25 protein-coding genes are annotated in these 24,444 nt (G+C 51.6%); 2 read left to right on the forward strand and 23 right to left on the reverse strand.

Annotated features, from left to right (window positions below; translation table 11 throughout):
* Positions 1-133 precede the first annotated feature (133 nt).
* From CWI76_RS05740 to gspC, 15 genes are all read right to left on the reverse strand, one after another.
* Complete coding sequence (locus tag CWI76_RS05740; RefSeq protein ID WP_126759412.1) at positions 134-424, reverse strand: hypothetical protein; 291 nt, start codon at positions 422-424, stop codon at positions 134-136.
* 150 nt (positions 425-574) lie between these two features.
* Complete coding sequence (locus tag CWI76_RS05745) at positions 575-1,189, reverse strand: outer membrane beta-barrel protein (RefSeq protein ID WP_126759413.1); 615 nt, start codon at positions 1,187-1,189, stop codon at positions 575-577.
* Positions 1,190-1,278: 89 nt separating this feature from the next.
* Positions 1,279-2,091, reverse strand: coding sequence for a mechanosensitive ion channel domain-containing protein (locus CWI76_RS05750; RefSeq protein WP_126759414.1), 813 nt, complete (start codon positions 2,089-2,091; stop codon positions 1,279-1,281).
* Positions 2,092-2,103: 12 nt separating this feature from the next.
* Positions 2,104-2,877 carry a type II secretion system protein N gene (locus CWI76_RS05755; protein WP_126759415.1) on the reverse strand — a complete coding sequence of 258 codons (774 nt, stop codon included), beginning with the start codon at positions 2,875-2,877 and terminating at the stop codon, positions 2,104-2,106.
* Positions 2,874-3,401, reverse strand: coding sequence for a type II secretion system protein GspM (gspM, locus tag CWI76_RS05760; protein ID WP_126759416.1), 528 nt, complete (start codon positions 3,399-3,401; stop codon positions 2,874-2,876). The genes CWI76_RS05755 and gspM overlap by 4 nt, the downstream gene beginning before the upstream one ends.
* Positions 3,401-4,615 (reverse strand): type II secretion system protein GspL, encoded by a 1,215-nt coding sequence (gene gspL / locus CWI76_RS05765; protein WP_126759417.1) that lies wholly within the window; start codon positions 4,613-4,615, stop codon positions 3,401-3,403. Before gspL ends, gspM begins: the two co-directional genes overlap by 1 nt.
* A 3-nt stretch (positions 4,616-4,618) precedes the next feature.
* A complete protein-coding gene (gspK, locus tag CWI76_RS05770; RefSeq protein ID WP_126759418.1) occupies positions 4,619-5,857 on the reverse strand; it encodes a type II secretion system minor pseudopilin GspK in 1,239 nt (412 codons plus the stop codon).
* Positions 5,838-6,443 (reverse strand): type II secretion system minor pseudopilin GspJ, encoded by a 606-nt coding sequence (gene gspJ, locus CWI76_RS05775; protein ID WP_126759419.1) that lies wholly within the window; start codon positions 6,441-6,443, stop codon positions 5,838-5,840. The genes gspK and gspJ overlap by 20 nt, the downstream gene beginning before the upstream one ends.
* Positions 6,440-6,847 carry a type II secretion system minor pseudopilin GspI gene (gspI, locus tag CWI76_RS05780; RefSeq protein WP_126759420.1) on the reverse strand — a complete coding sequence of 136 codons (408 nt, stop codon included), beginning with the start codon at positions 6,845-6,847 and terminating at the stop codon, positions 6,440-6,442. Before gspI ends, gspJ begins: the two co-directional genes overlap by 4 nt.
* Positions 6,847-7,470, reverse strand: coding sequence for a prepilin-type N-terminal cleavage/methylation domain-containing protein (locus CWI76_RS05785; RefSeq protein ID WP_126759421.1), 624 nt, complete (start codon positions 7,468-7,470; stop codon positions 6,847-6,849). Before CWI76_RS05785 ends, gspI begins: the two co-directional genes overlap by 1 nt.
* Before the next feature lie 35 nt (positions 7,471-7,505).
* Complete coding sequence (gene gspG, locus CWI76_RS05790) at positions 7,506-7,922, reverse strand: type II secretion system major pseudopilin GspG (protein ID WP_126759422.1); 417 nt, start codon at positions 7,920-7,922, stop codon at positions 7,506-7,508.
* Positions 7,923-7,931: 9 nt separating this feature from the next.
* Positions 7,932-9,173, reverse strand: a complete 1,242-nt coding sequence (gene gspF / locus CWI76_RS05795; protein ID WP_126759423.1) for a type II secretion system inner membrane protein GspF — start codon at positions 9,171-9,173, stop codon at positions 7,932-7,934.
* Positions 9,174-9,176: 3 nt separating this feature from the next.
* Positions 9,177-10,700, reverse strand: a complete 1,524-nt coding sequence (gspE, locus tag CWI76_RS05800; protein ID WP_126759424.1) for a type II secretion system ATPase GspE — start codon at positions 10,698-10,700, stop codon at positions 9,177-9,179.
* Complete coding sequence (gene gspD / locus CWI76_RS05805) at positions 10,693-12,801, reverse strand: type II secretion system secretin GspD (RefSeq protein ID WP_126759425.1); 2,109 nt, start codon at positions 12,799-12,801, stop codon at positions 10,693-10,695. Before gspD ends, gspE begins: the two co-directional genes overlap by 8 nt.
* Positions 12,802-12,810: 9 nt before the next feature.
* Positions 12,811-13,713, reverse strand: a complete 903-nt coding sequence (gspC, locus tag CWI76_RS05810) for a type II secretion system protein GspC (protein ID WP_126759426.1) — start codon at positions 13,711-13,713, stop codon at positions 12,811-12,813.
* Positions 13,714-13,863: 150 nt separating this feature from the next.
* Between gspC and hslO the strand changes: the two genes are divergently transcribed.
* Together hslO and CWI76_RS05820 are read left to right on the forward strand one after the other, a co-directional pair.
* Entirely contained in the window at positions 13,864-14,712 is an 849-nt protein-coding gene (hslO, locus tag CWI76_RS05815) for an Hsp33 family molecular chaperone HslO (RefSeq protein WP_126759427.1), read from the forward strand.
* Positions 14,713-14,715: 3 nt separating this feature from the next.
* Entirely contained in the window at positions 14,716-15,093 is a 378-nt protein-coding gene (locus tag CWI76_RS05820; protein ID WP_126759428.1) for an RNA-binding S4 domain-containing protein, read from the forward strand.
* Between the two features lie 271 nt (positions 15,094-15,364).
* Here CWI76_RS05820 and der read toward each other — a convergent pair whose 3' ends face one another.
* From der to rlmN, 8 genes are all read right to left on the reverse strand, one after another.
* The gene (der, locus tag CWI76_RS05825; RefSeq protein WP_126759429.1) at positions 15,365-16,963 is read right to left on the reverse strand and encodes a ribosome biogenesis GTPase Der; all 1,599 of its coding nucleotides are present in this window, start codon (positions 16,961-16,963) and stop codon (positions 15,365-15,367) included.
* 6 nt (positions 16,964-16,969) lie between these two features.
* Positions 16,970-18,157, reverse strand: a complete 1,188-nt coding sequence (bamB, locus tag CWI76_RS05830) for an outer membrane protein assembly factor BamB (RefSeq protein WP_126759430.1) — start codon at positions 18,155-18,157, stop codon at positions 16,970-16,972.
* The gene (locus CWI76_RS05835; RefSeq protein ID WP_126759431.1) at positions 18,154-18,759 is read right to left on the reverse strand and encodes a YfgM family protein; all 606 of its coding nucleotides are present in this window, start codon (positions 18,757-18,759) and stop codon (positions 18,154-18,156) included. Before CWI76_RS05835 ends, bamB begins: the two co-directional genes overlap by 4 nt.
* A 79-nt stretch (positions 18,760-18,838) precedes the next feature.
* Positions 18,839-20,086 carry a histidine--tRNA ligase gene (hisS, locus tag CWI76_RS05840; protein ID WP_126759432.1) on the reverse strand — a complete coding sequence of 416 codons (1,248 nt, stop codon included), beginning with the start codon at positions 20,084-20,086 and terminating at the stop codon, positions 18,839-18,841.
* A gap of 77 nt (positions 20,087-20,163) precedes the next feature.
* The gene (gene ispG / locus CWI76_RS05845; RefSeq protein WP_126759433.1) at positions 20,164-21,273 is read right to left on the reverse strand and encodes a flavodoxin-dependent (E)-4-hydroxy-3-methylbut-2-enyl-diphosphate synthase; all 1,110 of its coding nucleotides are present in this window, start codon (positions 21,271-21,273) and stop codon (positions 20,164-20,166) included.
* Between the two features lie 91 nt (positions 21,274-21,364).
* Positions 21,365-22,417, reverse strand: coding sequence for a RodZ domain-containing protein (locus CWI76_RS05850; RefSeq protein WP_126759434.1), 1,053 nt, complete (start codon positions 22,415-22,417; stop codon positions 21,365-21,367).
* A 9-nt stretch (positions 22,418-22,426) separates the two neighbouring features.
* A complete protein-coding gene (pilW, locus tag CWI76_RS05855; protein WP_126759435.1) occupies positions 22,427-23,194 on the reverse strand; it encodes a type IV pilus biogenesis/stability protein PilW in 768 nt (255 codons plus the stop codon).
* Between the two features lie 107 nt (positions 23,195-23,301).
* Entirely contained in the window at positions 23,302-24,435 is a 1,134-nt protein-coding gene (rlmN, locus tag CWI76_RS05860; protein ID WP_126759436.1) for a dual-specificity RNA methyltransferase RlmN, read from the reverse strand.
* Positions 24,436-24,444: the final 9 nt, after the last annotated feature.

Genomic DNA, 24,444 nt, shown 5'->3' on the forward strand with positions numbered 1-24,444 from the left:
TTTTGTTTTGGGTTCTGTTTGCTGGGGCTTTTGTGTTCTATTTATTCCGGCGATATTAACATAATTATCACCTTCACAAAATAAAAAAGCCGCAAGCTTGCGCTTGCGACTTTTATGTTTACTTCAAACTAGATTACATACCTACAGTTGAGGTAGTTGTGCTAGTTGAAGTAACGGTACCGTTGCCGTTATCGTCGTCATCATCGTCGTCGTTGTCGTTGTTTTCTGGCATGACGTAATCGTCGTCATCGTCAGTTGCAACAACTAAAACAGCTACGCCAGCAACACCAGCGGCTACCATTGCGCCAGTAGAGAATGCTGCACCTGAACCAGATGCATCAGCGCCACCAGCTTGACCAGATGCCATTGCAGTTGGCGCTAACGCCATAAGTGCAGCAGCAAATAATGCTGATAAAGTTTTCATAATATTTCCTCTTCCTTACTTCTTTGATTGGCCAATCAGCTCACGTCTATGTGAGTGATCACTTGTAAATCTATCAGGTAGTTAGAGGTCTGTAAAGGTGAAAATTGTAAATGAGAGGTGGGGTGCAGTCCAAGGACTGCACCCTCTTTATCAGAAGTGGAAGTTGCCGCTTAGCGCGACGTAGCTGTTATCGGAGTCAACAAGTGTGTAACCAAGGCCTAAGCTGAATTCATTAGTGATGTAGTACTGGCCGCTAATGCTCCATTCTTGGTCGCTGTCGTCGTAGATATCGACGTGACGTACGTTTGCGTCGACTTCAAAAACGTCGGTGATACGGGTGCGCATACCAATTTGTGCGTTCCAACCGGTGTCGTCTTCGTTGAAGCTACCAACACCGCTGTCGACGTCAATTTCGCTGTACACCAAGCCAGCGCTGGCGTAGGCCACCATGTTATTCATTTGATAGAACTTGAAGGCAAGGTTGCCGTACAGCGTGTTTGCGGTGGCATCGACGTCAACGCCGCTAACGGTGTAATCGTCGGTGGCATAGATGTAATTTACGTCGAAGAACCAGTCTTGATTAATGTGGCGGTTAAACTGCAGGCCGGCGCCGTTCAAGGTTTCGCCTTCGAGGTCGTAGTTGATATAGCTGACGCCGAGCTTGTCGAAGCTAGGCTGTTGTAGCGTTTGTTGCGCTTGCGCGGTTGTTGTTAATGCGGCGATTGCTACCGCAGCAACTGACATTTTTGTTACGAAAGGTTTCATTGCTCTCTTCCTTTTGTTGAAGTCCTGCTTTCAGCATAGGCGAGAGGTGGGGTGCAGTCCAAGGACTGCACCCTTCTTTTGCTCAGAATTTACTTGTGCAGATGCACATCCATTTGTGGGTAAGGAATGCCAATATCGTTCTTATCAAGCGCAATTTTAATTTCGCGCATCAAGTCCCAATACACCGCCCAATAGTCAGTGCTTTTCACCCAAGGACGGACGATAAAGTCGACTGAAGAACTATTCAGTGCATGAACTTGAATGTTCCAAGCTGGATCTTTCAATAAGCGTTCATCTGCTTTCAATACACTTTCAAGCACTTCTTTGGTTTTGTGCAAGTCGGCGTCGTATGACACGCCAATGAGCAGATCGACGCGGCGCGTATCCTCGCGATTGTAGTTCGTAATTGGTGAGCCGGTAATCTGCGCGTTTGGCACGAATACCACTTTGTTGTCTGGTGTTTTCAGGATGGTTTGGAAGATGTTTACTTCTTCAACGGTACCCGAAACGCCACCCGCATCAACGTACTCACCGGCACGGAACGGACGGAACAAGATAATCAGCACGCCAGACGCCATGTTTGACAGCGAGCCTTGCAATGACAAGCCAATCGCCAAGCCGGCGGCACCTAAAATGGCAATAAACGAGGTGGTTTCAACGCCAACTTGCGACAATGCCATCAGCACGGCAGCAATGAAAATAACCGAACGAACAATGGCGCCAAGGAAGCTAATCACGGCTTTATCGGTGCCGCGCTTTTCCATGCCTTTGCCCATTATTTTGGCAACTGAGTTCGCCACAATCTTACCGACAATTAAGATGATAATTGCGACGATGAATTTCACAGTGTAGCTAAGAATTAGCTCTTGGTTTTCGCTAATCCAAGTCATTACTTGTTCCATAAGTACTCCTTTTTACCATTTAAAGTTGTATCGGCCTTGAGCGTCCGGTTTTCCGATGAAAACTAACAGCTCTGAGATTGGCTGTGGCGTTTGCAACGTTGGTTTCATGCTGCCGGTTAAGCTGACTTGCGGCGCATCAATACGCCCGTTAACTTGTGCGTTTAATCGCAAACCAACAACGTTATTATCGTCAATCACAACATTAATGCCGTTTTGAGCGTTGCATGAAAGCGTCGCTAAATAGTCGCCCAACTCATGCCATTGCTGGTTGATGCGCATTTCAGTGCGCTGCGCATTGATTGTAGCAGCTAACGCATCACATATCTTTCCGCTGTTAAAATCAGAAACTTGATAGTCAGTGATATCAAGTTCGAAGTTGCCAGCCATGGTGATGGGTACGGGCAGTTTCAGTTGTTGGATCGCCGGCTGCATTGAACCTTGGAGATTACCTTTGAGCTGAGCCTGCGACATGCTCGCGTTGATGGTCGCGGTGCCGTACAGATAATTCTTCGACGGAATATCAAGTGCAATTTCAGCTTCTGCCATGAATAACTTCCACGGATTCAATCGCCATTGCACATCTTCCAGAATCAACGTGCCACCTGTTGGTAACTTCGCGCTAACGTTCGCGCGCCCGTTCCATATCGTACCTGCGGTGGAGGAGACGTGCAGTCCCTGCTCCGGAGCTAGGCCTGCCCCCCACTTAATCACTGAAGCTGGCGTTAGTGCCACCAACGCAATCAAATACAACGGAATTAACCACAACAACCAACGCCACGACATCATTCGGCCACCTGCAAGCGACGGACGCGAACGATGCCAGGCTCACCGCCTTCGGTTGCATCGAGGTGTTCGATAACTAAACCGGCCTCGGTTTCGAGGTTTTCGATGAATTGCAGCAATGCATTAAAAGGCACTTGGTCGATGACCACCACTAAGCTGTCGGACTGCGGCTGCATGCGGGTGACTTCAATTTTGGCAGCGGTTGCGAGACGCGTCACACGCTCGCTCATACTGCCGCTCATGGCTGAGGTGGGGGTGCTGTCCTTGGACTGCACCCCACCTTGTTGTGACAAATAGCGGCCGGTATTTTCGCGCACCCACTGCAACAACTCTTGCTGCGCAGCAACTTTCGTTTCACGCTCGGCAATGCCATCGGCTAACGGCTTCCACGCAATGAAATACGCCAGGGTGATCACCAGTAACACCGCGGCGACGCTCACGAGCAGCTTTTCGCGCTGGTTCATTTGATTCACGCGCGCTTCTAAACCCGGAACACGTTGCATCAACTGTTGCAATAAACTCGCCATTACACATCCTTCTTCACAGTTAATGCGCCGCTGACTGCACCGCTTTGGTTATTCACAGGCCCCTGCTCCACAATCACTTGGCCACCTTGATTCGCTACTTTACGGAAATTCTCTAAGCTTGCGAAACTCGTGGCGGTGACTTGCATGCGCAGGGTCTTGTCATCATATCGAATCAGCTCAAGTCTGATGTCGCGATTGGCTTGAAACGCACCTTCTAAATGCGCCAATAACTCAAGCGGCGATGACTTGGTGCCTTGCATGCCCAAGCTTTCAAGATGGCGATTCAATTGCGAGCGCACATTCACAATGCGCTTCTCATTCGGAAACGCATCACGGTAGGTTTGCTCAATGGCTTGCTCAAGTTGCGCGCTTTGACTGCCGAGTTGCACATACTCAATGATCTGCGAGCTATACGCCACAGCCAGCAATACGCCAGCCGCGATAGCTGCTGGTTTGTAAGTGCTTGCTTTCACGCCTTTCCGCTTTTTGTGCTGCACGCGGAAATCTTGCTGACGTAGATTGATCATTGGCGGCGTTGATTTGCGCGCGTTATAAGTGGTTGCCACCACGCTCAATGGCACCTCGATGTCCATCTGCTCCACCGCCTGCAACTGCATGCCCTCGGTGACCACCGGCGCTAATGCAGTGTCCGTGGTGAAGCCGGTGTATTGCCCTGTGCGCACAATCACTGTGTCGCCTAGGGTGAGCGAGGTGGGGTGCAGTCCTTGCTCCGGAGCAGGGTCTGCACCCTCCTCTTCTGGTTTTGTCGGCGGTGCTGGCACCATAAAAATATCCGGGTAAATTTCGTCGCAGGAGATGTCCGCATGCTCAAGCGCCGACAGCCATGTCTGCATGGCATCGCGAGCAACAACAGCAACGTGCAGTCCAAGGACTGCACCCCCCTTCTTCGCCGGCGGCCATGCGAAGTGCAACTCGGCGATATCCTGCGCCAATTCATCTTCCAAAGCGTTCGGCACCACCTGCGGCAGCATGCGAATGGCGCTGCTTGGCAGCTCTACTTGCGTGAGCAACACATCGGTACCCGGCGCATAACAAATCACCTCGCGGCTACGCGCGTGATCGGTCAGTTGGCTTAACTCAGACAAATCATTCAGCGTTCCGCTTGCAATCAATTCGCTTTGCGCTGGGCTCCAAATCAGCCAGTGCAGCGGCTCGCGCTCAGCCGAGCTCAAGCGGATAAATAGTTGTTCCATAATCTAGGGTTCTCCTGCGCCGCGATACAAAACTTCTGCGGTCTCGCTGGTGATTAAAAACTGGCTCTCAGTTGCCATGGTCAGGTCACCGTAGCCAATTTTTGCGTTTAATTGGAAATACTTACTTTTCACATCTAAATCGTCAAGTGCGCCACCGATGGTTTGTGCGGTCACGCCGTTTGGTGGCACGTTACCGACAAATTTAGGTTGTACGCCGCGCGTTGCGGCATCATTGATTGCCCCATTATTACGCGCATCGTCCATACTTTCATAGCCACTTTCACGACGCGACGCCAAGTAGCTCGCGGCATCGCCCATCGACATCGCACCGACAGTCACCGCATGCAACAGCGCAGGCTGCTCTTTGCTCACGGTATTTATATTTAATTTCAATGTGTTATCACGCGGAATCACACAAACGTACGGTTTTATCTGCTGATAAATACGCGCTGTCACACCGCGAACAAGGCGTAATTCACTCACGTGAACCAGCCAACTGTTTGCGGCGCGATACGGAAACTGCAAGCTTTGGTAATCGACCGACTCGGCACCATAACTGCCATCAATGTTGTCATCGCTATCGAGCCAATCGGCGAGCGAATCGACAATCACATCCACCGCATACGACTCTATATTTTCGTCTGCCGCCATAAACAGCATGCGGAGCTGCGCTTTGCGGCGTTCGCGTAAAACGTCAGGAGCCAGTGAGCCACCGGTATTGGTACCTGTGTTCGCACCGGTGTTAGCATTGTTGCCCGTGGTACCGGTGTTGGTACCGGTGTTGGTACCGCTTTGGTTGCCTTGCGGCGCAGTTGAAGGGGGTGCAGTCCCTGCTCCGGAGCCGGAGCTGACCCCGTCTTCAACCCGCAACGCGTTCAGATTAAAGCAACTCTGCAAATCTTGTATCTCGCCTTTAATGGCGCCACCATCAACCGGGTAGATGCTGCCGCTCTTGGTTTGCTGATACCACATTTGTTGCTGGTGCACGACACCGTCACTTTCGCTGATTTCGCGCTGCAGCAATTCTCGTACAATTTCTTCCGCGCTCAACCAATACCAATAGGCTTGTTCGGCTTGTTGAAAGTTGGCAGTTCGCAACACCGTGGTTTGTAAGCGCCCACTTAGCGTGACGGCCATGACCGAGACCAGCGCGACAACTAGTAGCACCATGAGTAATGCCACACCGCGCTGGCGTTGCGGCTGGGCAGCGCATGCTTGCAGATTACGGCGACGGTTGTTCATTTAAACCTCCGTCATTAATCAAAAACACCCGTGTAATGGTGCCCCAGCTTTCCGTTTCAATGGTAATTTCGAGCGCTGGCGGTAAACCTTCAATGTCGTTGTTGTCACGCGAGGTGGGGGTCTGTCCTTGGACTGCACCCCTCTTAAGCGGTTTGGCGGTGAAGGCGGTGACGCCTTCAAGCACCACGCGCGATTTCGGCTCTGACGATTCGGTCACATCAACAAAGTTGAAATGCTCACGTACCAGGTTACCTTCGCGCACCAAATAGGCGACAGGCTGCAACTCACTGCGCGGAAATAGGCCAAGCGGATTAAACCAACCCGAGCGAACAAAACCCAAGCGTCCTTCCTCGATGAAAATATAACGCCCGGTAGGATTATCTCGCGCGACAATTTGGCGAATATCTTGCTCTAAAATCAGCATACTGTACTGGAGCTTTTCGAGCCGTGCGATAGCGGTTTCACTCTGTTCGCTGGTGCGCATAATGGCATTAATCACCGATGCGGACGCCAATCCAATCACCGCCATGATCACAACCGTGACCAACACTTCTACGAGAGTAAAACCGCGGCGCTGCTGCATCATGGGCGCGCACCGTCATCATTAGATTCGGCGTCAGGGCCTAAGTATCGGCTCAACGTCACCAACGAGCCATCGGTGGCGTCAGGCGAATTGGGCTGCTCGGCGAACACACGTACCGTGACATAAAACACATCGTCGGTTTGGGTTTTAACCACTTGCGAGCGCCAATACCACTGGCGCGAACCGACCAATTCCGTGCCGCTTGCGCCGTTTTTCGGTGGATACTCAAGACTCACACGCGCCATCGCATTCGCTGCCGCATATTGCGCCATCGACTTGTCTTGCATGTAGTTTAAGTCGTTTAAGTGTTGACTGGTGGCGGCCACGGCAGCGAGTGCTGCTAAGGCGAAAATGCCCAGCGCAAACATCACTTCAACCAGGGTGAATCCGCGGCTATTTCTATACATCAGTCGTCACGCCCCAGATCACGTTTGAGTTCGATATCGATGCCATCGGTGCTGGCGATACGCCAACTGACGGGTTCGCCAACAAGACCCACGTTGCGAACAAATAATTCAAACGGTGGGAGATCGCCGCTACCAAAAATAAATAATTGGGGTGTGGGTTCACTCGGCGGTTCATCGTCATCGGAACGCGTGCCGAGATCGTCATCGTCCACCGCGAATACGTCGTTTAAATCGGTGTCGTCTTGTTGCAAGAGTTCGAGATCGCCAGCTTCAACCGACAACTCAATATCGGTACTGAGTTCGGTTTGCCGCAAGCCTCGGTGGGTAAGATTTTGCCAGCGTCCGTCAGAAAACTCTAAAAAACGATACGTGTTGGCATCGTCAATCCGTAAGCCGAGAATGGCGTGGCGCACTAGGGCGTACTCACGCGCATAACGGATGCGTTCGTACAATACCCGCGCGTTATCGGCAGTTTCGTCGTCCTTGCTGTCGGGTACGACAAAGCTGACGGTGAGCGCCAGCATGCCGATAACCGCCATGGTGACCATGACTTCGACGAGGGTGAAGCCTTGGTGACTCGTTCGGCTTCTGCGATTAGCGGCATGATTCGTGGGTAGCATCATTAGCGGCCTTCGGCCACCCGTCGTGGAACGACGGGTTACTCGATGTTCCAGTTGCCGATGTCGTCGTCAGTGCCGGTTTGACCGTCAGGGCCGGCAGAGAAGATGTCGATATCGCCGAATTCACCTGGGCTTAATAACAGGTATTCGTTGCCCCATGGGTCGGCTGGTAAACGTTGAATGTAGCCGCCGCGACGGTAGTTACGTGGGCGCGGGTCAACGTTTGGCTCTTCGGTTAGAGCTTCGAGGCCTTGTTCGGTGGTTGGAAAGCTGCCGTTATCGAGGCGATATTGCGCCAAGGCGTTTTCGAGCGCGATGATATCGGTGCGCGCTTTTTGGCGGTTGGCTTGGTCAGCTGAGCCGAGCACGTTTGGCAAAATTAATGACGCGAGTAAGCCGAGAATGGCGATAACGACCATTACTTCGATAAGGCTGAATGCGGATTGTTTTTTCATGGTGTTCCCTTAAAGTCCTACGCTTTGGTTGAGCTCAAGTATTGGTTGAATGATGGCGAGCACGATGAGTAAGACCACGCCCGCCATGACAACGATCAGTGCTGGCTCAAATATTTTGAGTGCGACGTTCATGGTGGTTTCGAAATCGCGGTCTTGGTTATCGGCGGCGCGGCCGAGTAACTGCTCGAGTTCGCCTGATTTTTCGCCGGCGGCAATCATATGCAGCATCATTGGCGGAAATAATTTCGTTTGTGCTAGCGCGGCGCGCAGCGATGAGCCTTCCCGCACCCGGTCACAGGCATCTTCCACGGCAATTTGCATCGCACGATTCGTCAGCACACGGCCGGTAATTCGTAAGCCATCGAGCAACGGCACTGCCGACGCCGACAAAATACTTAACGTGCGGGCAAAACGGGCGGTATTCACGCCTTTAATCACGCGCCCAAATAGGGGCACTTTCAATACCCAGGCATCGAATTTGTCGCGTCGCGATGGTTTTCGTAATAGTTGTGCGCCAACCACTAACCCCACTAAAATTATCCCCAGCAAAAATAGGCCATAATTTTGTAAGAATTGACTGACAGCGAGTAAGAACGTGGTGGTTGGCGGTAAGTCTTGGTCCAAGCCGCTAAATTGCTCGACAATTTGTGGCACCACACTCACTAACAAGAAAATGATCACGCCAATGGCAACGAGCGTCAAAATGGTTGGATACACCAACGCCTGCACCAATTGGCCTTTCAACCGGTTGCGTTGCTCGGTGTAGTCTGCGAGGCGGCTTAACACTTCATCCAAATGACCTGAGCGCTCGCCCGCAGCCACCATCGCGGTGAATAATTTATCGAATACGTGCGGATACTCTGCCATGGCTTCGGCCAACGAATAGCCTTCCACCACTTTTGAGCGTACGGCCATGATCAACTTCTGCAGGCGCGGCTTGTCGGTTTGCTCCGATACGGCAAACAAGGCTTGTTCAATCGGCAGCGCAGCCGCAACTAACGTAGCCAGCTGACGGGTAATCAACGCTAAATCGGCAGCGCCAACACCGCGGGTTTGCAAGCGCTTGAGGAGGGGTGCAGACCCTGCTCCGGAGCTGGGACTGCTCCCCCCCTCCTCTGCCAATTCGACAGCAACAGGTATCAGCCCCTGCTCGCGCAACTGCGCGCGCACTTGGCGTTCGGTGTCCGCTTCAATGACGCCTTTGGTTTTGCGGCCGCTGGCGTTTAACGCCTGAAATGCATACGCTGCCACCGGTTACTCCTCGCGCGTCACGCGCAGCACTTCTTCTAAGGTGGTGACGCCGGCAATGACTTTCGCCAAACCGTCATCACGAATGGACGGTGCCAACGCACGCACATATTTTTCAATGGCTTGCTCGCCGTGACCGTTGTGAATGAGTTCACGTACGCGCTCATCCACCACTAATAATTCATGAATACCGGTACGGCCGCGATAGCCGGTGTGGTTACATTTCTCACAGCCAACGGCACGATACAATTGCGCACCGCCATCCACGGCAGCGTCGGCAACATACGACAGCTCGTCAGCAGATGCCTGATACGGTTCTTTGCAGTCATCGCACAAGGTACGCACCAAGCGCTGTGCCAGCACACCCAATAACGACGACGATAATAAAAACGGCTCGACGCCCATATCTTCTAAACGGGTAATTGCGCCAGCGGCGGTGTTGGTGTGCAACGTAGATAGCACCAAGTGACCAGTCAATGACGCCTGCACACCAATTTGTGCGGTTTCAACGTCACGGATCTCACCCACCATCACCACATCAGGGTCTTGGCGCAAAATGGCACGTAAACCGCGGGCAAACGTCATGTTCACCTTCGGATTCACCTGCATCTGCCCGATGCCTTCGATAGAATACTCAATCGGGTCTTCCACCGTCAAAATATTACGGTCGCGCGAGTTAATTTCCATCAAGCCAGCATACAAGGTGGTGGATTTACCGGAGCCCGTCGGGCCGGTCACCAAAATGATGCCATGCGGCTTTTTAATCAGTTGCGAGAAAATACGGCGATTGGCTTCGGTCATGCCAAGTTGTTCAAGGTTCAAACGTGCGTTGTTCTTATCGAGCAAACGCAGCACCACGCGCTCGCCGTGGTTCGATGGCATGGTGGATACCCGCACATCAACCGCGCGACCGGCAATCAGCAAGCTGATGCGCCCATCTTGCGGCACTCTTTTCTCAGCGATGTCCAACTGTGCCATAACCTTAATGCGCGACACCAGCAACGAACTCAGCTTGCGGTTCGGGCGAATCACTTCACGCAACACGCCGTCGATGCGAAACCGCACCAACAGATCTTTTTCAAAGGTTTCAATGTGAATATCAGAAGCGCCTTCTTTGATGGCTTCTGAAAGCATGGCGTTAATCAGTTTGATAATTGGCGCGTCGTCTTCGCTTTCCAGTAGGTCTTCGGTTTGCGGCAACTCATCGGCGAGCGAAAATAGGTTACTTTCGTTGCCAATGTCTTCCATCAACTGCTTCGCTTCGGACGAGTCGCGTTGATAGGCTTGCGTTAAAATGGCTTCGAATTCGTCGGCACTGTGCTCTTGCAATACGAACGGGGCACCCAAAACGCGGCGCACTTCAAGCAAGGCTTGCGGGCTCACGCCATGGCGCGCATGCACCACGGCATCATTTGCGGCGCCATCATCCGAGGCACCGGCGTACGCCACTACCACGCCGTGGCGTTTCGCAAACGCAAATGGCAACCGTCGCGGTGCCACTTGCGCGGCCACATTCGCGATATCAGTCATTGCCACTGCCCTTTTTCTCTTCTTCCATGTATTTCTCGAATGACGGTGGCAACGTCAACGGGCCATCCCACTCTGGTAACACCGGCTGGTCAGTCAGCGGCATCAACGAGATGCCATCTTCGTCCGCTTTGATTTGTTCGGCGCGAATGTAGTTGTATTTGCGCGACGAAATCTGCGTTGCTGAAGTACCATCGCGCACAATGGTTGGGCGTAAAAACACCATCAAATTACGCTTTTGACGCGAGGTTGAGGTGCTCTTAAACAAATGACCTAAGAACGGAATGTCACCCAAAATTGGAACCTTTGATTCCGATTCTTGTACGTCTTCGTCAATCAAACCGCCGAGCACAATCGTTTGCCCATCGTCCGCCATCACCACGGTTTTCAGTTCACGTTTGTTGATGGTGATATCCACTGCCGTCGCGCCACTAATGCTCGACACTTCCTGCTCAATTACCAACTGCACGCCGCTGCCTTCGTTAATTTGCGGGGTGACTTTCAATTTAATACCCACGTCTTCACGTTCTACGGTTTGGAACGGGTTATCGTTGTTTGAACCGGTGGTTGCGCCAGTGATGGTCGGCACCGACTGCCCCACCAAGAACGAAGCTTCTTCGTTATCCACGGTCATAATTGACGGCGTCGCCAAAATGTTCGAGTTAGTGTTGGTAGTGACCGCTTGCAAAATCGCACCCCAGTCGTTTTTCACCACGCCAACCATCATGCCGTTGACGTTTTGCAAAACCTGCGCCAATAGCGACACATCGCCTGGACGGTCGGGTTCACGGGTGGTCACAAAATTACCATCAACCACAGTAGTGGTTTCGGTACCCGGCTGCTCACGCGCTAAATACGCACCTGCTGCAATCTGACCGATTGGCGCCTGACGACCGTTGTTATATTGCACCATGCCGCCGTCTTCGCTAATCCATTGCAGGCCGAAATCGACGCCATCGCCTTCCATAATTTCAACAATAATCGCTTCAACGTGCACCTGTGCACGACGAATATCGAGCTGACGAATGACGCTTTCTAAACTCGTCAATAAATCGGGGGCGGCAGTAATCACCAGTGAGTTCGATGCATCATGCGCGCTAATTGAAATTTCACCGCTTGAAGCGCTCGAACGGCGCGCTGCGGCTGTTGTGCCTGCTGCCGCCGAAGCAGACTCTTTTTCAGCCTGCAAACTCTGGCTCACGCCCTGCAATACTTCCACTAACTCTTCGGCTTTAGCGTATTTGAGATAATAAACACGCGTGTTGCCTTCACTTTTTAAATCTTGGTCAAGCTGATTGATGAGTTTGATCACGCGATCGCGTGCACGCGGCTCGCCACTAATGACGACACTGTTGGTGCGCTCATCGGCCACAATTTTTGGAATCAATAACGGTGGTGTGCCGTCGTTGGCTTTCTCAAACAAACTTAACGCAATGCGCACCACTTCTGATGCCGAGGCATATTCCAATTTGACCACGGTGACATCTTGGTCACCGGCGCGGTCCACGCGCTCAATAATTTCGACGAGTCGCTGCACAGTTTCGCTGCGACCGGTAATCATGATCACGTTTGACGGGTCATAGCTCACCACGTTGCCGCCGCCACTTTGATCATTCAGCAAGCGTAATAGCGGTGCCAATTCACGCACGCTGACGTTCGCCACAGGTACAACACGCGTCACCAGTGTGTCGCCACCCAATGAGTTGTCATCGACCACCGGAATGGCGCCGTTGCGGGCGTCTTTATCGCGCATGACTTTAATCACGCCCGATTCCATTTCAATGGTTGCGAAACCGTATACGTCCAACACGTTTAAGAAGAACTGCCAGTACTGGCTTTCGTTCATCACATCGTAGCTGCGCACATCAATGCGACCGCGCACGTCTGGGTCAATAATGATGGTACGGCCTAGGTTGCGCCCCACCACCTGAATAAATTCGGTGATGTCCGTGTTCTTAAAGCTGGCGGCGTATTCAACCGGCTCGTCGGCGGTTTGGCGTTGCTGCTGCGTCGCTTGGCGTGATTGCTGCGCGCTAACATCGTGGAAGGTTCCCGAGAGCGCGGCGCCGAGTGTGATGGCCAATGCCAATGAGGTTTTACGCATACTTGTCCCTTAATTCCTTTGATCTTGGTCTTGCACAACTTCACTAGGAAGGTCTCGAATATCGAGTTGCAAGTCGACCGATTCATTGCCGCGCAGCACGGTAACCGTGGCTTGTGTCATATCACCCAGCTCGCTGGTAATTTTCATCGCGGTACTTATATTGGTTAAATCTTGGCCATTAATCGCCACCGCTAAATCGCCGTCACGAAAGCCGGCTTGGCGGAATAATTCTGGATTTTTGCCAGCGCTTAAGCGGTAACCACGAATACCGTCACCACCGCGCACTGGGGTAATTTGAATAAACTCGAGAAGGCTTTCAGGATTCACGTCGGCGGCTGTTATTTGTGAGTCGGTGTCATCGCGACGCGGGCTAGAGCCACCTTCACGCACGGCGCGACTGGAGGTGCGGACATCGCTGGTCATGTTTGCCATGGTGAGCGACAGCCCTTCGCTCAACTCACCAATGCCTTCGAGTTCGAGGGTTTCAAGGCGACCGTTATTGTCGAGAATCACGCGGTCGGCGTAGATTTCTTTAATCGTCACCTGTGTGCCTTCAAGCTTGTCGCCCATCACGTACACTTCTTGCTTGCCGCTACGCTCAATAATGGCAGCCGAGCGCTCCGGCACATTCGATGCCGAGACGCCTAATAAGCGAATGTTCAACGAAGTTTTCGGCGCATTCGACGACGCTTGGGGCGTTCCAGCGCTTGCGGCACCGAATAAATCGAGCGCCACAATAGAGCGCGCCGAGTACGACGACTCAGCACTTTGTGTGGTGATTTGAAGCGGCCCCGAAGGTACCTCGCTAGCTGGCGTAATAAGCTGCCAGGTTAGTTGCGCGCCAAACCATACTGCGGCTACTGCGCAAACCGCAGTAATCAATGCGTTGACGTGCGAGTTCTGTATCTGCATGGGTTAATACTACGCTTTCGTTATAATTATGTGGCATTTGTGCCTTTTGGTCATTCTAGCCCTACTATACACAAGAGAACAGATCAAATTCGAGGATTCTGCTATACTGCCGCCACTTTTTTACACAAGTATGACAGACGCATAATTACCATGAGCAAAAACGATACCCATTACCCGACCGATAAACTGTTGCGCTATACGTTTTTAGAGCAAGACGTGCGTGGCGAACTGGTTCAATTGAGCACCAGTTATCAACGCATGATTCTAGGACACGATTACCCGGCGCCAGTTCAACGTTTGTTGGGTGAATTAATGGCGGCCACGTCGTTGTTAACGGCAACGTTGAAGTTTGAAGGGCAAATTTCGATTCAAGTTCAAGGCAGTGGCCCGGTCAATTTCGTGGCGGTGAATGGCTCGCATCATCAAGAGCTACGCGGCATTGCGCGCGTTCGAGCAGACATCGCTGACGACATGAACGACTTGCGTACCTTGATGGGCGCTAAAGCCGTGATGGTGATTACCTTAACCCCGCTTGAAGGCGAGCGTTATCAGGGTGTGGTGAGTGCGGATAATGTTTCGATTGCTGGGGTTGTGGAAGATTACTTCTTGCAATCGGAGCAATTGCGTACGCGCATTTGGCTGCATGCCGATGGTGAACATGCTGCGGGCATGATGTTGCAGGTGATGCCTGCCGCTGGTACCACGTTAGAGGCGTTTGAGCATCTTGAACACCTCACCGACACCATTACGGCGGCAGAGCTATTCACCTTGCCAGGCGAACAAGTGCTGCATCGCTTGTATCACGAAGAGCACGTTGAGCTGTACCCTGCGCAACCGGTGAGCTTCAAGTGCGGCTGTTCACGCGAGGGCACATTGGAAGCCCTAGCGTCTGTGTCACCGGAAGAACTGCGCGAGATTCTCGCCGAAGAAGGTGCCGTTGTCATGACCTGCGACTACTGCCAAACCCAGTACCGCTTCACCGAGCAGGACCTCGTCTGACCCATGGACGCCGTACGTATCGACAAATGGCTTTGGGCTGCACGCTTTTATAAAACGCGTTCGCTTGCGCGCCAAGTCGTGCAAGCGGGTAAAGTGTCCGTTGATGGCCAGCGTTGCAAACCTTCAAAGACTATTACCATCGGGCAAATTGTCAAAGCACCACGCGGCCATGATATCTACGAAGTCGAAGTTTTAGGCTTAAGTGAAAATCGTCTGAGTGCACCGTTAGCCCAAGAACTTTACCGTGAAACGGCCGACTCCATCGCACGCCGCGAAAAAGAGGCCGAGCTACGCAAAATGAATGCGTTGTATAACCCTCACCCCGATCACAAACCCGACAAAAAAGAACGCCGCGAGCTCATCAAATTCAAAAACCGTTAGAGTCACGCGCTCGCCGTGTCGGCGTTCCGAATATTCCCAGTATCCTGCGAAAGTCGCCGCATCACCAACCTCCCCAGCATCCCAAGTAACAGTAAATTTACTCCCGTTACTATGGCAACCCTATTTTTTTTGAGTGTTCAGTTGCATCAAAAAAGTTACAAAAATAGCCCCTCTAAATGTAACTTTTTTGATGCAACTGAACACATGTTTTAAAGATGGGTAACACATACATAGTCCACAAAACTCAGGGGTTCTATGTATGCTATTCGGGCTACTTTTTCTTCTTTAGGAACTTCATGAGGCGCTTGCGCTTGCGGGTTTGCGAGAGCGTGAGCTGGTTTTTGCGACCGGCGTATGGGTTGACGGACTCGCGGAACTCGATTTTGATGGGGGTGCCCATCACGCCTAATGATTTACGGAAGTAATTCATCAGATAGCGTTTGTACGAGCCTGGTAGCGAGTCAACTTGGTTGCCGTGAATGATGACGCGTGGCGGGTTGTAGCCGCCGGCGTGGGCGTACTTGAGTTTGACGCGGCGTCCGCTCACCAATGGTGGTTGATGATCTTCCACTGCGGTTTCCAAAATACGCGTTAATTTGGCGGTGCCAACACGCGCCGATGCTGAGGCATAAGCTTCAAGTACCGATTCGAACAAGTTACCGACGCCACTACCGTGTAGTGCCGAGATAAAATGCACGCGGGCAAAATCGACGAAGCCTAGGCGACGGTCGAGTTCACGCTTGATTTCTTCACGGTGATCATGCGACAAGCCATCCCATTTATTGACGGCAATCACGATTGAGCGGCCAGCGTTCAGGGCGAAGCCAATCAAGTTTAAGTCTTGATCAGAGACGGTTTCGCGCGCGTCGATCACAGCGATAACTACGTTTGCGTCTTCAATCGCCTGCAAGGTTTTAATTACTGAGAACTTTTCAACGGTCTCGTCAATACGGCCACGACGGCGTACACCGGCGGTATCGATTAAGATATATTGGCGGCCTTCACGCTCCATCGGAATATAAATTGAGTCACGGGTGGTGCCTGGCATGTCGTATACCACTACCCGTTCTTCACCAAGAATGCGGTTGGTCAGTGTTGACTTGCCCACGTTCGGACGGCCGACAATGGCGAGTTTTAATGGCAGTGCATCGTAGTCGATTTCGTCGTGACTGCGGTCGCCCAACTGGCCAATGATATTACCTTCGTGATCGATGATATTGCCATCGGCATCGACAATATTACCGTCGGCGTCGTAAACGTTGCCGTCTTCGTCGGGTTCGACGATATTACCATCAGAATCAATTGGATTGCCGTCGTCGTCGAGGTTGACCGCCACGTCGTCGGAGCCGGCGTTGCGCACGCGCACGTCCGGATATTCATCCAGCAGCGGATCAAAGCATTCCTGTAGGAGTTGCTCAACGCCACGACCGTGTGCAGCAGCAATGCCATGCACATCACCTAAACCGAGTTCGAAAAAGTCGGCGCGAGCAGCATTGGCGTCAATGCCATCGATTTTGTTAGCAACCACGTAGGCCTTTTTGCCAAGACGGCGCAAATGCGTCGCAATGCCCATGTCAGCCGCCGTGATACCGTCACGTGCGTCAACCATGAATAGCACCACGTCTGCTTCATCAATAGCGCGCAATGACTGTGATGCCATTTCAGCATCGATACCTTCTTCGTCACCATGAACACCTGCGGTGTCGATGACAATAAATTGGTAACCGTCGTAGTTGGCCTGGCCGTATTTTCTGTCTCGCGTTAAGCCAGGAAAGTCTGCAACCAAGGCGTCCCGAGTACGGGTAAGCCGATTAAATAAGGTTGATTTGCCCACATTTGGGCGCCCTACCAGGGCAACTACGGGTAACATATAACGTTAAATCCTTACCGCGAGTAAACTGCCGTCGCGTAACTGAACATAAAGGGTATCGCCGACCACAATCGGTGCTGTGTACACGTCTTCACCCACTTCTAAACGGCCTTCGGTTACGCCGCTCAGTAAATTAATAAAATGCAGATAGCCGAATCGATCGCCGACCACAATGTAGTCACCAAAACGCACTGGCGCCGTAACGTTACGGCCGGTGTAGTCATTATTCGACCACATTTCGACACCACCTTGGGCATCTAACGCTGAAATAGCGTCATCCGCATCGGTAACAAACAAACGACCGCCGGCAAACAAGACGTTTTGATAGGACGAGTAATCTCGACGCCATGCGATTTCACCGGTGTTGGCTTCAATGGCCGCTAACGCACCATTGTACGCCACGTTGTAGACGAAACGACCAGCAAGAACTGGACGTGAATCGACATCAACAAGACGTTGTAATTCCGTGGTACCACTCGGAATTGCTAAGCGCGCTTCCCAAGCGGGTTGACCATTTTCAGCAATTAATACAATCACTTTACCGGTCGAGGTGCCTACGAAAATACCGCCTTGTTCGTAAACAGGCGACGACGTGCCACGCAGTGACAATGGAGGGGTTTCGGAGGTGTGCTTCCACAACTCTTCGCCGGTTTCTTCATTCAATGCGATGACTTCACCCGTCGAACCTTTCACCACCACAAAACCACCGCCGATGGCCGGATCAGACATGATTTCAGAGCGCACAACTTGATGCCATTTGACGCTACCGTCAGCGGCATTCATGGCGACCACATCACCGTTTTCACTGCCGAGATAAACCACACCATTGAGTGCTGATAAACCGCCTGCGATACGCATCGGTTCACCTGCGCTCCACCATGAGCTCTTCTCTAAATCTAAAACGTTGCGTAAATCAATGCGCCACAAGCTGTCGCCGGTTTCACGGTTGAACGCCTCGACCACACCGCGACGATCAGCGGCGATAATGCTGTCGCCCACCACCACTGGATTTAAGTGTGAGAAATAGTTATCGATACCATCGCCGACACTTGAGTCCCAAACGACGCGCGGGTTAATTTGTGCATCAAATGGTTGCAACTCTTTGTAGGTGATCTCTTCGGTACTAAATAGCGAACAACCGCTGACAAATAGGGTTGCAAGCGCTGCTAGACCTAAGGTTTTTACTTGTTTCATGAACCCGCCACAATGCTGTTGAGTTTGATCTCGGCGATGCCTTGCGCACCAGCGTCGAGAGCGGCTTGATATGCGGCACGTGCGCCAGCGTTGTCACCTTTGGCTAACAAGATATCGCCTTTTAATTCGGCGGCTTGTGCTTTGAAAGCTTCAACTGATTCAGCTGCTTGGGCTGCCGCTAATGCGGCGTCGTACTGCTCTTGTGCGAGCAAGACGCGAGCTTGACGAATATCTGCAACAGCGCGCAATGCTGGTTGTGCGTTATCGCGTACGGTTTGCAACGCACTGACTGCAGTTGCTAAGTCGTTGTTGTCTACGGCGTGTTTGGCGAGTTCAAGTGCAGCTAACATGGCATAGGTGCTGGTACTTGAGCTCACAAACTCTTGCGCTGCGGCTGTGCTATTTTCTTGGTCAGCTTCGAGTTGCACTAAAATGCTCTCGAACTTTTCAGAAGCGGCTTCTTGGTCGGCGCGCACTTGCGCGTCGTAGTAACGCCAGCCGTAGAAAAGCGCAAAACCTACCACGAGGCCGGCAACGATGCCTTTGCCGTGTTCGTTCCAAAACTGTTTAATTCGTTCGACTTGTTGTTCTTCAGTTTCCATTTTTAACTCCAAAAACGATATTAGCTATTAGCTATTGGATATTAGCTGATAGCGAGAACGGTTCTTCTAATATCTAATATCAAATATCTAATAGCGCCGTTGCACTTTCCGCCACTGCAGGGGCGGTGGTGCGGTCGCGCAGGTGCTTTAACTCGAAATCGGTGTCGCGAACGAGCAAGGCATAGGTGGCGCCTGACTTGTCGGCTTTCGCCAATTTCTTTTTCATGTTCTGGGTGCCGCTGTGCAACTGAACTTTCAGCTGTGGCTTGGCACTTCGAATTTGTTCGGCAACGGCTGGGGCGATTAGTTCCGCCGCTTCAGTTGCTGCAATCACGTAAATATCAATGGCTTGTTCCGCTGGAATTTTGCCTTGCGACTCCAGCAACAAGACCAAGCGTTCCATACCCATGGCAAAGCCAACGGCTGGCGTTGGTTTACCGCCAAGTTGTTCCACTAAACCATCGTAACGGCCGCCAGCACACACGGTGCCTTGTGCCCCAAGCTCAGTGGTCACCCACTCAAACACGGTACGGTTGTAATAATCGAGGCCACGCACCAAACGCTCATTCAACACATATTGAATGCCTGCAGCATCAAGACGCTTGCACAGACCGTCAAAATGCTCACGCGATTCGTCGTCCCAATACTCTGACAACTTCGGGGCATCTGCAAGTACCGCTTGAGTTTCTGGCGATTTGCTATCGAGAACACGCAGCACGTTGGTGTCTAAACGACGCTTCGAATCTTCATCCAATTTGTCTTCATGAGCACGTAAAAACTCTCGCAACGCCTCGCGATAACGCGCACGCGCTTCATTTGATGCCAACGAGTTCATTTGCAATTCGACTTGCTCACTAATGCCAAACGCTTGCCACAGGCGCGCCGATAACAAAATCACTTCGGCGTCAATATCGGGGCCATCCATACCGAAGGCTTCAATACCGAACTGGTGAAACTGGCGATAGCGGCCTTTTTGTGGACGTTCGTGACGGAACATTGGGCCGAGATACCACAATCGCTGCGTTTGGTTATACAGCAAGCCATGTTCATTGCCCGCACGCACACAACTTGCGGTGCCCTCTGGACGCAACGTTAAGCTGTCACCGTTGCGATCATCGAAAGTGTACATTTCTTTTTCGACAATATCGGTCACTTCGCCAATGGAGCGCTTGAAAAGATCGGTGCTCTCGAGCACCGGCATGCGGATTTCTTGGTAAGTATATTGGGCTGCAACCTGACGGATCACGCCTTCAACGTATTGCCACGCTGGCGATTGATCCGGCAGGATGTCGTTCATGCCGCGAATTGCTTGAATATTTTTTGCCACGTTCGAGTTCTTTTCTGCTTAGGGTCTACTTAAGACGGAAATTTATTACGAAAAATGGCGCATAGTATACCGCAGCTTTACGCTTGCTTCACGGGAATCTGTTCAGCTTCTAGACGTTTTACTTGTTCACGAATACGTTTTTCGAGTTCATCGACCAAATCAGCGTTGTCGAGACGGTCCTTTTGACGCTCTCCGTTCAGGTAAAAACCGCTTTTGTTCTTCGCGCCAGCCAAGCCTACATGCGAAATCAACGCTTCACCTGGGCCGTTCACCACACAACCGATAATCGAGACATCCATCGGAATAGTGACGTCTTCAAGACGTTGCTCCAGTGCATTGACGGTGCCAATCACATCAAATTCTTGGCGTGAGCAGCTGGGGCAGGCAATAAAGTTGATGCCGCGGCTGCGAATACGCAGTGATTTTAAAATATCAAAGCCAACTTTCACTTCTTCAACTGGGTCGGCTGCCAGTGAAATACGCAACGTATCGCCGATACCTTCGGCTAACAGCATGCCAAGACCAATCGATGATTTCACTGAGCCGCTACGCAAGCCACCGGCTTCGGTGATACCTAAGTGCAACGGCTGTTCAATTTGTTTCGCTAATAAACGATACGATTCAACCGCCAAAAATACGTCGGAGGCTTTGACGCTCACTTTGAAATCTTGAAAATTCAAACGATCCAGAATATCGACATGACGCATCGCTGATTCCACCAACGCCGCTGGCGTGGGTTCGCCGTACTTTTCTTGCAAGTCTTTCTCGAGCGAGCCGCCGTTGACGCCAATGCGAATGGGTATGCCTCGGTCTCGCGCCGCATCAACTACTGCACGAATGCGTTGTTCGTTACCGATGTTGCCTGGGTTAATGCGCAAACAATCCACCCCGTACTCAGCCACTTTCAAAGCGATACGATAATCAAAATGAATATCGGCGACGACCGGGATCGGACTCTGTTGTTTAATCAACTTAAACGCTTCTGCGGCGTCCATGGTCGGTACACTTACCCGCACCAAGTCCGCGCCGGCGTTGGCAATCGCTTGAATCTGTTTGACGGTTGCCGCGACATCGGTGGTCTCGGTATTGGTCATCGATTGCACGGCAATGGGTGCGCCATCGCCAATCGGCACGTTACCAACGTAAATACGGCGTGAAGGTCGACGTTTGATGGGGTTTAAATGCATAAATTCGTTACTCGTTATTCGTTAATCGTTATTCGTGGTTGGTTTTATGCTTTTTCGAGTAACCAATAACGAATAACCATTAACGCTTTTATCAATTTAGGGTCATGGTGACGCTGCGGTTGCGACGATAACTGCTCAAATCAACCGGCTCACCATTATACGTCATTTCGACGAATTCTGGTTTGCATAAAATGATATCAAATGGTGGCTCGCCCGTCAGCGGCATTCTATAGCCGGCCTCTTTGACGCCAATCGCAATATCGGTGCCGGTGCCATCGGTGACTTTGATCCAGCAGGCGCCGCTAAATTCCATCACAAGGTTCGCTTGATTCGCTGCCACATTTTCGGTGACGACTGGCGCTTCGCGGCTAGTGTCGGCAACGACCTCTGGTTCATCTTGATCATTTGAGGTTGTGGTCGAGCGCTTGGTTGGTTCGGGCTGTTCGGTGACAACTGGGGATTCTTGTTGATTGTCTTCCGCGGTGACCACCGGGCTATCAGTGTCGGCGGTTTCAGGTGGTGCGCTGTTTGCGTCATCGGCACTTGTGTCCTGCTGCGCTTCTGCGGGGTTCTGCAGTTGCTCGCGCACTTGCGCCTCGGTACGACGCAGTGGCTCACGCTCGGTGATCTGCTGGCTCGCACCATTATTACCATTACCCGAGCTGTTACCGTTCGCGAACATGTCGCCAGCGTTGCTATCTTGCCACCACCACACAACCGCCATCGCAATCACAATCGCGATAATCAGATAGCTAATGAGCATCAAGCGATTGTCGTTGCGTTCACGCACTTTACGCTTCGAAAAGCTTTGCATGGTAATGGTGCTTGGCGCGACTTCGCCAAAACCCATTTTAGTGTAGGCCTCAAACACCCGCGCTTCGTCAACATCGAGTGCTTTGCTGAGCGAGCGCAAGTAGCCGCGCACGTAGGTCGGCGACGACAATTTGTCGTATTCGTCGGCTTCCATAAATTCGACCACGACCTTGCGTAAACGCAGATTATCAGCCACCTGCTGCGTGGTTAAGCCTTTGGCTTCGCGCGCCTCACGAAATATCTGCCCAGGTGTTTCGCCGGTATATGGCTCCGGTTGCGGTGCAGCCTGCTCTTCGCTATTTTCGTCAAATAAGTCTTTATCTTGTGCCATAGGGAATCGCTATTTAATAAGTTTCAGATAATCAGTCGCTTGCTGCGATGCAGGAAAGCGCTGCACAAGCAGATCGCCGAACTGTTGTCGTTTATTCTTATGGTTCTGGACATGGGCTAACTGCACTTCTAGCCACAGATATTGCGCCGATAATTGGGGGTAATTACTGCGACGCGCAATCATGGTTGCCGCCTTGTCGTAGCGCTTTTGCTGCATTAACAAGGTAGCGTAATTTTCTAAAATGGCGACGCCACCACCGCTGTGATTGAGCGCCAATTCATAATATCTATCCGCATTGGCCATATCGCCTTGTTCAGCGGCACAGCGTGCGGCGTTCTCGTAGGTGCTGGCAACCTTCACATAACCAGGTTGCGCAACCGCTTTACGGAACATTTGGTCGGCATCATTGTAGCGCTGCTGACCACACAACAAGACACCCAGATTATTGTAGTTATCGCCATCATTCGGCTTTAACTCAATGGCCTTGCGGTAGTACGCCTCGGCGCTTTTGAAGTCGCGAACCTGCTGATAATAGTACGCGAGGCCAGTATAAACATCAGCGTTATCGGGGGTATATTCGCGGGCGCGCTCTAAGTTGGCTTTCGCTTGTTCAAAATTACCGCTACGTAAATATTGCAAACCGAGCGCAAGCCGGGTTCGTGACGCTTCTTCGGCATTGAACTGTTGAGCTGGTTGTTGCTTGCCGTCGACGGTGCGCTGACTGACGCAACCGGTTGTTGCGAGCACAGTAAACAGCACAAGCAGTAGTATCCGCATGTAATTCCCCCTGTAAAGAAAGCTATCTTAACCTTTATCAGCGGCAGATCAAGCTGTGCGGCGTCAAAGGCGTGTTAAGTTTGTCTTAAGCAGGGTTTTGCGGACGTTTATACGGCTTTGACTTGAATCCCGTCACCACCACGCTGCGCTTGCTGCTTTTTCAAAATGCGCTTGGTGCGGTCAATGACATCACCCACTAACTGACCACAAGCGGCGTCAATGTCGTCGCCACGAGTACGACGAACCACCACAATGTAGCCCTTTTCCATCAGTACTTTGGCGAAGCGGTCAATACGTGAATTACTCGAACGACCGTAATCTGAACCGGGGAATGGATTAAACGGAATCAGGTTGATCTTGCACGGTGTATCTTTGAGAAGCTCTGCAAGTTCGGCCGCTTGTTCCATTGAGTCATTAATATGATCGAGCATCACGTACTCAATGGTGATGTTTTTATTGGCTTTGCTGCCTTCAATATAATCGCGGCTGGCTTTTAAGAACTCTTGGATGTTGTACTTTTTATTGATGGGTACAATTTCGTTACGCAACTCATCGTTTGGTGCGTGGAGTGAAATGGCGAGGGCCACATCAATTTCTTCTTTCAGCTTGTAAAGCGCAGGCACCACACCTGAGGTACTGAGCGTGACGCGACGTTTGGATAAACCAAAGGCGTTGTCGTCTAGCATCAAGTCCATGGCTGGTACCACGTTGTTCAGGTTGAGCAACGGTTCGCCCATACCCATCATCACCACGTTGGTAACGGCTTTCACGCCGGTGTCGCCAAAGGCGCCGAGCAATTTATTCACGCGCCATACTTGGCCGATAATTTCCGCAACTTTCAGGTTACGGTTAAAGCCTTGCTGCGCGGTTGAACAGAACGTGCACTCGAGTGCACAACCCACCTGCGAACTCACGCACAAGGTGGCACGATCACGATCGGGAATCCAGACGGTTTCCACATCCTGACCATCAAATAAAGTCATTGCGAACTTAATCGTGCCGTCTGATGATTGCTGCTGCATACGTACTTCAGGCGCCCGAATTTCGGCCACCTGCTTGAGCTTCTCTCGTAAGACCTTGTTGAGGTTGGTCATTTGATCGAAGTCATCGACGCAATAGTGATACACCCACTTCATCACTTGGTCAGCGCGAAATGGTTTTTCACCCAACTCTTTGAAGAACGCGCGCATACCTTCGCGGTTCAAGTCGAGTAAATTCACTTTTTTGTCTACAGCATTCATGGAGAAAAC

This window comes from Pseudidiomarina marina (assembly GCF_003987045.1).
GTDB lineage: Bacteria > Pseudomonadota > Gammaproteobacteria > Enterobacterales > Alteromonadaceae > Pseudidiomarina > Pseudidiomarina marina.